Genomic DNA, 13,397 nt, shown 5'->3' on the forward strand with positions numbered 1-13,397 from the left:
AGGACACCTTCAATGAGACATCTTGATATCGTTCTGTGCGGGCGCAGCCATGCGCTCGCCTGCCTTACGCAAGAGCTGGAACAGATGGGGCATACGGCCCATTTGTTAACCAGTGATAACGCCATTGATCTTTGCCGGTTACCGGCGCCGGACTTGCTGATAGACGACGCCAGCACGGCGCAACTCCCGCATTATCCGTCGTGTCACCACCTGTCTTTGCGGGCGCAGTCCGGCGATGCCAGCGATGTCTTTGCGCCCGTGCAGGTCGATTGCCTGTGGCGACCTGGCGATGGCGACTGGATGCTGCTGGGGCATCGTGACGTCTGCGCCAACGCTGCGGGCAACGGTGCTGACCTGGCACGCGAAGCTGTAGCGCAAGTGGTAGAAATGGCCAGTGTGCACATCGGCCGTTTTTCGCGCAGCGTCGACTACCTTGATGTACCGCGTGAGCCGGTGCAGGCGATTGACCGGCTGTCGAGCCTGACCCTGCTGGACCGTCTGGCGTGGCGTCATCGTCACAATGCGACCGCCAATGCCGGGATTCTGGAAGAGGCCAAACGCCCCTTTGTACAACGCCTGGCCGACAGCCTGCTGGCCAATGCCGAGCGCAACGCCCTGAAAGTACAAGGGCGGGGTATGTCCTACGCCCAACTGCACGCCTACAGCGTGGCGATTCAGGAACGCTTGCAGCCATTGCTTGAAGTGTCCGCGGGTGGGCTGGTGGTGGTCGGCATCTCATTGCCCAAGGGCACGGCGCTGTATGCAGCGATTCTCGCGGTGATTGGCTGCGGTGCTGTGTATCTGCCGTTGGACCCGAGCCATCCTGTCGAACGTCGCGCGGCCATCCTCAAGCATGCCGGCGCCAGCTTGCTGATCCAGGATACGGAGGCGGGTAACCCGCTACCGGGCCTGGCCACCCTCGACATCGGCCATCTGGATTTCTTCCACCATGGTGCCAAGGGTTATAGCCGGGTAGCCCTGGCACCGGACCAGAGTCTGCTGCGCGTTACATTGGCGGGTTCGGCGCCCTGCGTGGCGATCTACACCTCGGGCACCACCGGGCAACCCAAGGGCGTGCTGCTGACGGTCGATAACTTGAGCCACTTCTGTGCGTGGTATTCACGCTATGTGGAACTGGGCCACACCAGCCGTGCCTTGCAGTTCTCGACCATCAATTTCGATGCTTCGTTGCTGGATATCTTCCCGACGCTTATCGAGGGCGGCGAGTTGATCGTGCCGACCGAAGACCAGCGCCGCGATCCGGTGGCGCTTGCCGAGTTGATCCAGCAGGAGCACGTCACCCACGCCTTTTTGCCGCCGGCCCTGCTCAGCATCATCCAGCTCGAATCGCTCTACGGCATGCAGCATCTGGTAACGGGCGGCGATGTGTGCGAGCCCCATGTGATCGAACAACTGGTGGGCCACTGTGCCCTGCACAACATCTACGGGCCCACCGAGACCACGGTGCTCGCCACCTGCCGCACCTTCCAGCCGGGGGACAACAATCGCAACCTGGGTGTGCCGATTGCCAATACCTCAATCCACCTGCTCGATGAGCACGGCCAACCGGTTGGCGAAAGCGACAGCGGTGAGATCCACATTGAAGGGCCAGGGGTGGGGGCCGGCTACCTGGGCGCTGTGCAAATGACTGCCGAGCGATATCGGCTGCACGAATTGCCCGACGGCCAGCTTGCACGCCTCTACCGTACCGGCGACCTGGCGCGGTGGACCCAGGAGGGTATCCAGATTATCGGGCGCCTGGATAACCAGGTGAAGATTCGCGGCTTTCGGGTCGAGCCAGAAGAAATCGAACACCTGCTGCAATCGAGTCAGTTGTTCCGGCAACTGGCGGTGGTCATCGATCACCAGCGCCGCATCCTGGCGTTTTTCTCCCAGCCTCAAAGTGGCGAGGGCCAAGCGGCCAGTGAACAGTTGCAGGCTTACGCGCTCAAGCATTTGCCCGACTACATGCGGCCAAGCGCCTATTGCCTGCTGGAGCGGTTGCCGGCCACGGCCAATGGCAAGGTCGACCGCAAAGCCTTGAAAGACCTGCCGGTCAACTACAAGACCCAAGGCCCGCGCCTGGCCCCTCAGAATGCCACCCAGGCGCAGTTGCTGGACCTGTGGTCCAAGCTGCTCGACTTGCCCGGGCCGGACATTTCCGTGGACGACAGTTTCTTTAACCTGGGCGGCCATTCGATCCTGTTGTCGCAGATGCTCATGGGGATTCGCGAGGCATTCGGCAAAGGGGTGTCGATCAACCGCTTTATTGAGCAACCGACCTTGGTCAACCTCGCCAACCTGATAGACCAGGACGTCGAGGCCACTGCAACGGTCAGCCCCCAGGCACTGCAAGACGCGATGCTGCGACCTGAGCTGGATGTGCTGCCCATCAGTCGGCTGGGCAACATACACAAGGTCATCGTGACCGGTTCCAATGGGTTTCTGGGCGTGCATATTGTCGAGGCACTGCTGGAACTGGGCAGCACTGAAGTGGCTTGCCTGGTGCGCGAGTCGGGCGGGATGACTGCCCAGCAGCGGTTCGAGGATGCGCTGATCCAGAACCGTCTCGAGCATTTGGACCTGAGCCGGGTAAAGGTACTGGCGGCCGATATCAGCAAGCCGCGCCTGGGTTTATCCGAGCATGACTATGAATGGCTGGACCGTGAATACGGCGTGTTGATCTATAACGCGGCCAACGTCAACCACGTGCTCGACTACGAGTCGCTGGTCAAGGACAACGTCACGCCAGTGCTGGAATGTCTGCAACTGTGTGAAGGGCGCAGCAAGAAGATTTTCAACTTCATTTCCACTCTGTCTGCGTCAAGCACGGTGGATGAACAGGGCCGGGTGTTGGAAGAGCCGCCGGCATTCACGCCGCCGATCTACATTCGCAATGGTTACAACCTTTCCAAGTGGGTGGCTGAGCGCATCTTGTGGAACGCCAGTGAGTCGGGCGTCTGGGTCAACCTCTACCGCCCGGGAAACATTGCCTTCAATACGCGTACCGGCGTGTGCCAGCCACATCAGAACCGTTTGATGTTGATGCTCAAAGGCTCCTTGCAGCTTAAGGAGGTGCCCGAACTGGCGCTCAACTTCGACCTGATGCCGGTGGACTTTCTTGCCCGCTTTATCGCGTTTCACGCCAGCCGCCATAACCGCGCCAAGGCGGTGTTCAACTTGCACAACCCGCTGCCTTTGACCTGGGCCCACTATCTGGAGGCGTTCCGCGCGGCCGGTCACGATTTCCAGATGGTCCCGGTGACGCAATGGCAGCAACGCCTGTCGGCCATCGACAGTGATAACGCGCTGTTCGGCGTGGTCGGGTTCTACCTCAATGGGTTTGAAGAAGACATCGGCGATATCTCGATGATCGAGTACCGCAATGCGCTCTCAGGCATCCAGAGCATGGGTGAAGACTACCCGGCCAAGAACAGTGCGCTGCTGCAAAAAGGCTGTGACTACCTCAAGCAAATCGATTTTATCTGAACAAAAAAGGAGCTTTCTCATGCCACATTTTGAACCCGATACCCTGGTCCGCAACCCCGTGGGCAACCCTGTTGTCGCCAGCGTGACCGTGAATGGCGATGCCCGCAGCGTGTGGAAGATCGTCGGAGATTTCGCCGGTTTCGCGAAGTTTATTCCTGCGTTGTCCCATATCGAAATGACCGGCGAGGGCATACGTTCGGTACGCAAGAAACTGTTCAAGGATGGCAATGTGGTGATTGAGCAACTCAATACCCATGACGACCAAGCCATGAACATGACGTGGTCACTGATTTATACCTCACTGAATATCGGCAACCTGTGGGCCGTGATGGAAGTCGTTCCCCAAGGCGAGAACCGGAGCCTGGCGACCTGGACCATCATTGGCCAGCCCTACACCGGCGGCAAGGAAGACGTGCCGGCGTTCGAGGCATTCCTGCAAGGCTTTGCCGATGATGCAATGAAGAACGTACAGGCGCTCTTCAACTGACCTAACGCGCAGGCTGCAATGCCTGTGTAGGAGCGAGCTTGCTCGCGAAAAACCTGAGGGCGCCGCGTACTCCAAGCATGCCAGCGTCATCGTTAACGTTCTTCGCGAGCAAGCTCGCTCCTACAGAGGGGTGGGCATTACCCTTTAGTTAATGCCCTGATCAATCCCCGCCTGCAAGGCTTGGCTCTCACTGTGCCCACCCGCTCGCAGCAGCCCCAGGTTGAAGGCTTGATCCTTGCGCGTGGCGTCGTCATGTTTCTGGGTCAGTTCGTCCTTGGCCCCCAGTGCCAGGTTGACCGGTGATTTCGATACGTTCAGCCCGACATCGGCACGATAGTCGCTGCCGGCCAATGTCGTGGCCGTCACCTTGGAGTCTCCCAGGTCGACCTTGCCATGCTCGGCGCTGATTCGCGCACCCGTGAGGCGCGTATCACCACTCACCTGCAGGTTGACGCCTTGGCTGCCGCGAATGCCTGAGGCCTGGGCGACGCTGTCCTTGGCCACATGGCTGACATCCAGATACAGGGTCGGGGTGTAGTTGGTGTTGCCGCTCTTGTCACCGAACAACACGCTTTCGGCGGTATTGGCCACCGAACTGCCGGTGGTGTTTTTGCCGCTGACGACATAGCTGTCGCTGGTTTTTGGCCAGACCTTATCCTTGAAGCCTGACAAGCGCGTGCCGAGGGCCTCCTTCTTCTCTGCCAGGTAGGTTTTGGCCTTGTCCACGCGAGAGCCGAAGGCGCCACGGGGCTCGGGATTCACGTCGTAGCTACCGCTGCGGGTGAATTTTTCCTCCAGGCGCTCCTTGGCATTGACGGCGCTGTTGACCACCTTGTCCTTGGCTGAGGCCAGGTGCGCGGTGCCTTTGTCGACGACGTTCTCCAGCTTGTCGCGATGCTTGTCGAACGCGCCTTCGGCCTTGGCTTTTACTGTGTCTTTGAGCGGGCCGGTGGTCTTGGCGAGTTTATCGACCACGCCTGGCTGGTTTTTCTCGACATCCAGCCTGGCATCGACATTGACCTGGGTGCTGTTGACCTGGTCCTTGCGGCTCTCGACAACGAGGTCGCCGCCAACCTTGCCGGTCACCTGCTTGGCGTCGATGCGTGCGCCCGCCAGATGAGTATCGCCGGCACTGTTGATGACCACGTTGTCGGCCTTGATCAGGCTGTCGTGCTGGGTGGTGCCTTGCAGGTGGTCCACGTCGACCTTGGCCCGCGCATTGATGCCGTGCTGGGTCTTGGGTGTGTCGTGCTCACCGGCATCGGCCAAAGTGGTCTTGCCGCCGCTGCCGCCTGCGCCCAGGGTTACGCCCCAGCTGTCATGGGCCTGGGTCGACTGCGCGGACTCTTGCAGGATGCCGCCGTTCTGCGCGTCGAGACTGACGCTGGCAGCCGTGACCTGGGTACCTTGCAGGTGAACGGCATCGGCTGCCTTGGCGCCGCTGGTGAGGCTGACCTTACCGTTGCTGTGCAACTGCCCGACCACAACGCCCTGGTCATTTTCCGCCACTTTGCCGATGTTGAAATTGGCACTGAGGCTGCCGGTCTTGCTGCTGCTTTCGGCACTGCTGGTCTTGCCGGCGCCGGCAGCCAGGCCGCCGCCCAGGTTGCTACCGTTGCTGACGTGGCTGTCGGTGGCGGCTTGCAGGTCGAGCTTGCCGCCAGCATTGAGGCTGATATCGCCGGTCTTGGCGCTGGCGGTGCCGATCTGGGTGCCTTGCAGGGTCATGTCGCCGCCGCTGCTGAGCTGGATCGGCCCGCTGCCCTGAATGGTCGCGACGCGGGCCTGGCTGTCCTGGGTGTCCAGGCGTTTGTTATCCAGTTGCACGCCGGCCCCGAGGTTGACGTTGGTACCATTGGCGCCCGGCGCGGTGCCCACGGTCAATGACGCGTTGCCGCGCAAGGTACTGCTGTTTTTGCTTTGTGTGTCGTTGGCCTGGTTGAGCGCCAACTCACCACCAGCCTTGAGATTGACGCCCGCCTGGCCGCCATTGAACTGGCTACCTTCGTAACGCGCATCGCCCTTGGTCTCGATGTTCACGCCTTGAGTGCCCGCGTAGCTGCCGACTACCGCCGTGCTGCTGGATTCGCGTACATCACTGCTACCGCCTGCACCGCTGCCGCGTACGTTCACGTCTTCACCGGTAGTGGTGTAGACCCGCACGCCGACTTTGGCGTCCACGCCTTGCTCACTGCTGCTGTGGGTATTGGCGGCGGCCGTGGCGATATGCTCGCCAGCATTGATCTTCAACCCGCCATCGGTGGCCCGGTATTGAGTGCCTTCATCCTGCAACTTGCCGGCGCTATCGACCTGCACCGTGGCACCACTGAACTGGCTGACCACCGCCGTGCTGTCCTGTTGTGTGCGGGTCTTGTTGGTATGCCCGACTTCCACATCCAGCCCGACATTGGGCTGCTCGAACGCGTCCAGCAGGCCCGGCTGATGGAATTTGGCCTGGGCCACGCCTTCGACGGCTTTTTCGATCGGGCGGGTGATGCCTTTGTATTCCACATTGGCGCCGACATCGGCGGTCCAGCCGTTTTCCTTGTGGGTGCTGGTTTCGGTGGAATGGGCTGCCTGGTTGTCGATCTGGCCTGCATTGACCAGCAACTCGGAGCCAGCCTTTACCTGCGCGCCCTGGCTGGTGAGGGTGTTGCCGGCGTTGATGGTCAGCTTGCCGGCCGCTGCCACGGTGCTGGTGTGCGCGGTAGTTTTGCTGCTGGTGTCCTGGCTGCTCTGGTGGCTGAGTTGCACACCGTTGCCAGCTCGATCAAGGCCGCCGGTGTAGTAGAAGCTACCGCCGGTGGTGGTCTTGTCGACGGCTTGGGTACTGCTGTCGTCGGCCGCCAACAGCTCGACATTTTTGCCGCTCAAGCTGGCATCACCCTGGGTTGCCTTGACGTTGGAACCCTTGATGCTCACATCGCCACCGGCGTTGACCACCACACTGCCGCCTTCAAGGCCGGAAGCCTGCTGCCGGGTGGTGTCGGTCTTGCGGGTTTGCTGCTGGTCTTCATAGCTCACCCCCGCACGGTACTGACGGCTGCCGTCGGCGGTTTCCTTGGCGTAGCCGTCGAAGCCACGGGTATGCGTGCTGGTGGTGTCATGGCGGGTGTCTTCAGCCGCAACCACCTTGATATCGCCTTTGGCATCCGCCTGCAGTTCGCCGGCGGCAGACACCTGCGAGCCGCTGACGGTGATGTCCTTGGCGCTTTGCAGCTTGAGGTTGCTGTCCGAGCGCAGGTTGCTGGCGACAACGGTGCTGTCTTTGAGGTTCTTGCGGCTTTCATCCTTGGAGATGCCGAAGAACTTGCTGTCGTTGCTGTAGCGGTTGTCGTGGGAGGTGTCCTGCACGCCGTCGATCACCAGTGAACCTTTGTCGCTGATGACGCTGGCCTGTTTGCCACCTCGAGCCTGGCTGCCGCTGATGCGCACGTCGTCAGCCTTGACGATCAGCTTGCCGTCGGCGTTGACCTTGCTGCCGGTGTTCAAGGTCTTGCCTTGGTTGCCGTCGCCGTTCTTGCCGAAGAAGCTGCCACCTGTCAGGTCACCGGAGTAGGCGTTGTCGCTGCTGCTCTGGGTACGGCTGGCGCTGGCGATTTCCACTTGGCGGCCAGCCAACTGGATGTCGCCTGGGGATTTCAGTTCGGCGCCTTGCAATTGCAGTTTTTGCTTGCTGGTCAGCTCCAGCGTGTTGCCGGCCTTGAGGCTACTGGTGATGCTGCGTTGTTCGCTGCTGGACTTGTCCCAGTTGGCTTTCCACAGGTGCTTGCGATGGTTGCCCTGGTCGCGGGTTTCATGGGTTTCGGTGGCTGCGTTTACCTGCAGGTCGGCGCCGCTGTTGACGCGCAAGGCGTTGCCCGCTTCCACGTGACTGGCTTTGATCTCGGTCTTGGCGCCGGACGACAGCGCGGCATCTTGTTGCGCGACAACCTGGTTGCCGTGCTGGCGCGAGTCCTTGTCGGTCGTGGTGCGGTCGTAGGTTTCGTAGGTGAACAGGAAGTTGCTGTTGTTCCACTGTTCGCGTTTTTCCTGGAGCTTGCGGCTTTCCAGGCTGCTGAGGGTCAGGTTGCGGCTGGCATCGAGTTTGACGTTGCGCCCGCTGACGTCGGTGGCAGCCAGGTTCAGGTCCTTGGCACTGTGCAAGTCGACATCGCCCTGGCGGCTCTGCACACCGGCGCGGGTGGCGTCGAGGCTGTTGGCGTGGACCTGGCCGCTGATATCGAGGTCGCCGGCCGAACTGATCTTCACGCCGTCAGTGCCTTGCACCTGCACGCCGCCCACGCGCACACCGGCGCCTTCGGCAGTGCTGATGATATTGATGCGCCCGGCCAGCATCGCTCCGAACAGGCGTGCGTCGATGCGCTGGTCCTGGGTCTTGCTGGCAGGGTCTACCTGGCTGACTTGGCCGCTGGCGAAGTCGACCTGGTTGCGCCCGACTGTGAGGTTCAACTGTTTACCGGCACTGATGCTGCCATCGCTGTCGATACGCGGCGCGATCAGGTTGATGGAACCCTCGCGGTTTTGCAGGCCCTGGCCTTGCACCGTCAGTTGGCCGTTGGCATCGCGGGTGCTCAAGGCTTGCAGTTTGCCGTCGTTGAGCTCAGGGCGGCCCACTACCAGGTTGGCATTCGGGGTGTTGATGAAACTGCCGCCATTCACCGAAATGCCGTTGGGGTTGGCCAGCACATAATCGGCAGCCTGGCCGAAAATCTCCTGGGCGCCGTTGAGGGCCGAGGCGTTGCGGCTGATCACTTCGTTGAGGATCACGCTCGCCGCCTGGCCCTGGAACTGCGGGTTGGCCGCCAGTTGCCCGGCGAGCTTGGAGACGTCGGCCTGCAAGGCGTTGTTCAACACCAGGCCCTGGCGGTCGACGTTGTAGTCCAGAAACTGGTTATGGGACAGGCCGCCGGCATTCGGCGCGACGATGTTGACGATCGGCACACCACCCTGGTTTTGCAGTTGCGGCGTGCCGCCAGGCCCTTCGGCGACGGTCACGCCTGCGGCGAGCACAAGCTGCGGCAACAGGAACAGGCTGGCAATGGCCCAGCGCAGTTTGCCCTGGGGAGAAAGGTGAAAGCTGTGGGGAATAGTCGGCATAAATAATATCGCTCTGTGTTGGCTGATCCGCGACGTGCGTTGTTCGTTGCAACGCTGCTGTGGTGGTTCAGGTACGGCGGTTAACTCAGGCTAAAACAGGTGTTGGTTCATAGTTGCAGGCTTATATCTGTAAGCTCAGGCGTGTCAGCCAGACCTCCGGCTCCTGGCGAAAGCCTGACGGTGTGTTGAGGTTGCGTTGGTAATCGAAGTCCAGCTGCACGTTCTTCCAGCTCAGGTTGAGCCCCGCGCTGGCGCCGCTCAGGCGTTGGCTCTGGGCGCCGTGTTCGCGCTTGATCCAGCCGTTGTCCAGGCCCAGGCGCGGGGTGATCTTCACCGGCAAGTCGCTGTTGAGGGGCAGGCGCAAGGTGTTGCGCCACACCGCGCCCATCGCGCCGGAGCTGCTGTTTTCGCGGTAGCCGCGCACCGCCGAGTCGTCGGTGACCAACAGTTGTTCGATGGCGGGCAGGGCGTCCGGGCTGTATTGCACCGAGAGCTGGCTCTGCCACTGCCACGGTTGTGCCGCCCATTGGCCGTTGCGCCATTGGGTGAGGTTGGCGCGGTACTTGTGGAACTGCGCCTGGGGCCGGTTTTTTTGCACCTGGCCGGCATCGCGATCTGCGCCGAACCAGGTCAGGCCCTGGGCGTAGTTGACGTCCAGGTTCCACACCGCGCTGTTGAGCCAGAACAGGTTCAGGCCGGCTTCGGCGACTGTCAGCGTCGGGCTCTGGATGTTCAGGCGGGCCTTTTGCAGGTAACTGTCGACGTCCTTGTAGGCCAGTTGCAGGTTGGCGCTCAGTTGATGGCCCTGGTCGCGCCACAACACCCGGTCGCTGCGCAGGCTGACTTGATCGGTGCGGCCGCTGTTGTAAAGCGTCGTGCGGCTGAGCTTGAACGGCGAGCGGTATTCGGCATGGCTGGCGAACAGGCTGTAGGTCCAGTAGCCGTAGGGGATGGAATAGAACAGGCTATGGCTGCGGCTGTAGCGCGGCCCATGGTTGAGCGTGTCGCTGAAGCTCAGGTTGAGTGAATCGTTAAGCTGCAGCGGGCTGTCCAGGCTCAAGCTGATGGCATGGCGATCGCGCCCGGTGCCGGCGCTGCCGAGGTTATCCACCCCAAGCCCCAGGGCCCAGCGCGAGGCACTGCTGCGCGAGCGCAGAATGATGCGCGAGGCGCCGGCTTCGCTGCCGGGGGCGATATCGGCGGTGAGGTCGACCGAGCGCAGGCGGTTGAGCTGGTCAAGGCCCTGTTCCAGGTCGCGCAGGTTCAGCGGCTTGCCGAGCATCCCGGGAAACGCCCCGCCTAAAGACACGGGCAGGCTCTGGTCAGCCAGCTCAATGGCTTCGAGGTAGCCTTCTTCGACGTGAATATCCAACGGTTGGCCGGCGGCCGGTGCACTGATCAGGTACGGCCGGCTGGCGATGTAACCGGCCTCGACGTACAGCTGGGTGATCTGCGCCAGCAGGCGGTTGATCTGGGTGACGCCCATGCAAGGCGCCACATAGGGCTCGATGCGTTTGTTCAGCTCGGTACGGTTGAACAGCGTGACCCCGGCCAGGCGCGTGCCATTTAGCGGCCAGCAGCGTTCATCTTGGGCGATGTCCTTCGGCAAGGCTGGGGTGACCGGTTGCGTACCGAAACTGCCACGTTGCATCTGGCGCTGGCGTTGCTCCAGTTGTAATTGCTGCAAGTCGCGCTGCTGTTGCTGTTGCAAGCGCAATGCTTCCTGGCCTGGCTGAGGCCCGTCTGCGGCAGCGACTGGCAGCGCACACAGGCAGAGCAAGGTGATGCCCAGTTTCTGGAGACAACACAGGTGACCGGTTGAGGGCTGATTTGGCACTCGACATCCTTAACGTAGAAATACACACGATCTTTGCTTCCTGGGCCAAACCGTCAGCCCAGGGGTATTGCCACACTGGAGTCATCATTAAACGGTTTGTTACACGGGCGGGGGATTTATTGCACAAAACGTGAGGAATACCACGTTATTTAGGGAAAAAACGCACAAAATAGGTGCGTGATGCGTGAGTGGTAAGCTCATGTGTCGTATTTTAGGGGGTGAGGGGGATGCAGATGTTTTTTGATTGTTGCATTTAAAGCGCTTAATCATTGTGTTTATAAGTGGGGTTATTCACCCAACAGGCGCGTCCAGGCACACCAGATTTGGCTTTTGAATCCATTCGATATTCTGTAGCCTTGCGCAGCCTCACTTTTACCCGTGCTTGATGAATACCAACACTTCATCCGGCGGCGCCCGAAGGGCTCCAGAGCCGGTGGTACACTCGACTTTCGCGCTACTGCGCCTGCAGGTCTTGCGAACATGACGCAAATTTCCGAACGCCTACTGGTTCAAGCCCACCTCGACGCCAAGCAGCCCAAGGTGCTTGGCGCCGCCGAAGAGGCGAGCCTGCGTACCGCCATCGCCGCCGAGCTCAAAGCTCAGGATGCGGTGCTGGTTGCCCACTTCTATTGCGACCCAGTGATTCAGGCCCTGGCCGAAGAAACCGGTGGCTGTGTTTCCGACTCACTGGAAATGGCCCGCTTCGGCGCCGCTCACCCGGCCAAGACCGTACTGGTGGCCGGTGTGCGGTTCATGGGCGAGACTGCCAAGATCCTCACCCCCGAAAAACGCATCCTCATGCCGACCCTGGAAGCTACGTGCTCCCTGGACCTGGGTTGCCCGGTGGATGAGTTTTCCGCGTTCTGTGACCAACACCCCGAGCGCACCGTGGTGGTGTATGCCAACACGTCGGCGGCGGTCAAAGCCCGGGCGGACTGGGTGGTGACCTCCAGTTGCGCACTGGAAATCGTCGAAAGCCTGATGGACAACGGCGAGACCATTATCTGGGGGCCGGACAAACACCTGGGCACCTACATCCAGCGCCAGACCGGCGCCGACATGCTGCTGTGGGACGGAGCCTGCATCGTCCACGAAGAGTTCAAGTCCAAACAGCTGGAAGACATGAAGGCGCTGTACCCGGACGCTGCAATCCTGGTGCATCCGGAGTCGCCGACCTCGGTCATCGAACTGGCCGACGCGGTGGGTTCCACCAGCCAGTTGATTGCCGCGGCGCAGCGCTTGCCGAACAAGACCTTTATCGTTGCGACCGACCGCGGCATTTTCTACAAGATGCAGCAGTTGTGCCCGGACAAGGTCTTCATTGAAGCCCCTACCGCCGGTAACGGCGCGGCATGCCGCAGTTGCGCGCACTGCCCGTGGATGGCGATGAATACGCTGGAGCGTACGTTGCAGTGTCTGCGTGAGGGCAGCAACGAGATCTTCGTCGAGCCGTCGGTGATTCCGCAGGCGGTGCGGCCGCTCAAGCGCATGCTGGACTTCACCCAGGCTGCTCGCCTCAAACTGGCCGGCAACGCATAACCCAGGTGTGAACACTTTCCAAATGTGGGAGGGGGCTTGCTCCCGATGAGGGCGTGTCAGTAATACATCTGTGGCTGACCCACCGCCATCGCGAGCAAGCCCCCTCCCACATTTTTGATCTCCACTTGGCCGGGCGTTACTTCTTTTGCTTCGGGATCCGTACCAACTGCGTGTCCGAATAGATGTCATGCCAGCTGCGTTTGTGTTTATCGAACAACGACCAGATAAACCCCAGCCCCACACACAACCACGACGCAATCGACACCACAAAACGCAACAACGCCTGCCACAGGCTGATCCGCGAGCCGTCGGCGTTTTGCACGCGTACACCCCACACCTGCATACCCAGAGTTTGCCCGGAATGGGTCCAGAACTTGGCGAAGAACCCAAACAGCACAAACAACAGTATCGTCGACAGCAGCGGGTCACCGTCCAGCGCACCGGACTCGGTGAGCGTGCGCATTTTCGCTTCGCCCACGAAGGCGATCCACACCAGCTTGTAGGCAAATGCTGTGACGATCAGCAGGGCCGTGCACAACAGAAAGTCGTAGAACATCGCTGCCAGGCGACGGCCCAGGCCAACGGCGGGGTATTGGCCTTGGGGGCTTAGCAGGTGCTTGGACATGGCAGGGCTCTCTGGAGGAAAAGCAGCATTTTACGGACAAACGCCCATAAAAAAGCCCCTGATGTCATATCAGGGGCTTTTTGTCGCAGGAAGGATCAGGTGTTCTCTGCTTGTACTTCGTCAGCCTGCATGCCTTTCTGGCCTTGAACAGCAATGAAGGTCACTTTCTGGCCTTCTTTGAGGCTCTTGAAGCCGTTGCCCTGGATAGCGCGGAAATGCACAAACAGATCCGGGCCGCTTTCTGGAGTGATAAAACCAAACCCTTTTTCGTCGTTAAACCACTTGACGAGACCGCTCTGACGTTCAGCCATTTTCTTCTT

At 60.8% G+C, this 13,397-nt stretch carries 7 protein-coding genes and 1 pseudogene; 3 read left to right on the forward strand and 5 right to left on the reverse strand.

The features are described 5' to 3' along the window. Positions 1-12 precede the first annotated feature (12 nt). Entirely contained in the window at positions 13-3,489 is a 3,477-nt protein-coding gene (locus FRT59_RS23190; RefSeq protein ID WP_153872482.1) for an amino acid adenylation domain-containing protein, read from the forward strand. 19 nt (positions 3,490-3,508) lie between these two features. After that, positions 3,509-3,976, forward strand: coding sequence for an SRPBCC family protein (locus FRT59_RS23195; RefSeq protein WP_153872483.1), 468 nt, complete (start codon positions 3,509-3,511; stop codon positions 3,974-3,976). Positions 3,977-4,001: 25 nt separating this feature from the next. Here the strand turns inward: FRT59_RS23195 and FRT59_RS27600 are convergent. From FRT59_RS27600 to FRT59_RS23205, 3 genes and pseudogenes are all read right to left on the reverse strand, one after another. After that, positions 4,002-4,088: pseudogene (locus tag FRT59_RS27600) on the reverse strand (outer membrane lipoprotein carrier protein LolA); the annotation flags it as partial. 32 nt (positions 4,089-4,120) lie between these two features. After that, a complete protein-coding gene (locus FRT59_RS23200; RefSeq protein WP_153872484.1) occupies positions 4,121-9,076 on the reverse strand; it encodes a hemagglutinin repeat-containing protein in 4,956 nt (1,651 codons plus the stop codon). Between the two features lie 121 nt (positions 9,077-9,197). Then, the gene (locus FRT59_RS23205) at positions 9,198-10,913 is read right to left on the reverse strand and encodes a ShlB/FhaC/HecB family hemolysin secretion/activation protein (protein ID WP_198809828.1); all 1,716 of its coding nucleotides are present in this window, start codon (positions 10,911-10,913) and stop codon (positions 9,198-9,200) included. 480 nt (positions 10,914-11,393) lie between these two features. Between FRT59_RS23205 and nadA the strand changes: the two genes are divergently transcribed. Further along, the gene (gene nadA, locus FRT59_RS23210; RefSeq protein WP_153872485.1) at positions 11,394-12,452 is read left to right on the forward strand and encodes a quinolinate synthase NadA; all 1,059 of its coding nucleotides are present in this window, start codon (positions 11,394-11,396) and stop codon (positions 12,450-12,452) included. 136 nt (positions 12,453-12,588) lie between these two features. Here the strand turns inward: nadA and FRT59_RS23215 are convergent, their stop codons facing one another. Further along, positions 12,589-13,077 carry an RDD family protein gene (locus tag FRT59_RS23215; RefSeq protein ID WP_153872486.1) on the reverse strand — a complete coding sequence of 163 codons (489 nt, stop codon included), beginning with the start codon at positions 13,075-13,077 and terminating at the stop codon, positions 12,589-12,591. A 95-nt stretch (positions 13,078-13,172) separates the two neighbouring features. Continuing rightward, on the reverse strand, positions 13,173-13,388 hold the full coding sequence (locus FRT59_RS23220) for a cold-shock protein (protein ID WP_153839066.1): 216 nt from the start codon (positions 13,386-13,388) through the stop codon (positions 13,173-13,175). Positions 13,389-13,397 lie beyond the last annotated feature (9 nt).

The sequence above is a fragment of the Pseudomonas haemolytica genome (assembly GCF_009659625.1).
Classification (GTDB): Bacteria; Pseudomonadota; Gammaproteobacteria; order Pseudomonadales; family Pseudomonadaceae; genus Aquipseudomonas; species Aquipseudomonas haemolytica.

What these genes read in the sequence shown, in the direction of transcription:
- FRT59_RS23190 (WP_153872482.1), top strand. Translation starts at nt 13, where the DNA reads ATGAGACATCTTGATATCGTTCTGTGCGGGCGCAGCCATGCGCTCGCC.
- FRT59_RS23195 (WP_153872483.1), top strand. Translation starts at nt 3,509, where the DNA reads ATGCCACATTTTGAACCCGATACCCTGGTCCGCAACCCCGTGGGCAAC.
- FRT59_RS23200 (WP_153872484.1), bottom strand. Translation starts at nt 9,076, where the DNA reads ATGCCGACTATTCCCCACAGCTTTCACCTTTCTCCCCAGGGCAAACTG.
- nadA (WP_153872485.1), top strand. Translation starts at nt 11,394, where the DNA reads ATGACGCAAATTTCCGAACGCCTACTGGTTCAAGCCCACCTCGACGCC.
- FRT59_RS23215 (WP_153872486.1), bottom strand. Translation starts at nt 13,077, where the DNA reads ATGTCCAAGCACCTGCTAAGCCCCCAAGGCCAATACCCCGCCGTTGGC.
- FRT59_RS23220 (WP_153839066.1), bottom strand. Translation starts at nt 13,388, where the DNA reads ATGGCTGAACGTCAGAGCGGTCTCGTCAAGTGGTTTAACGACGAAAAA.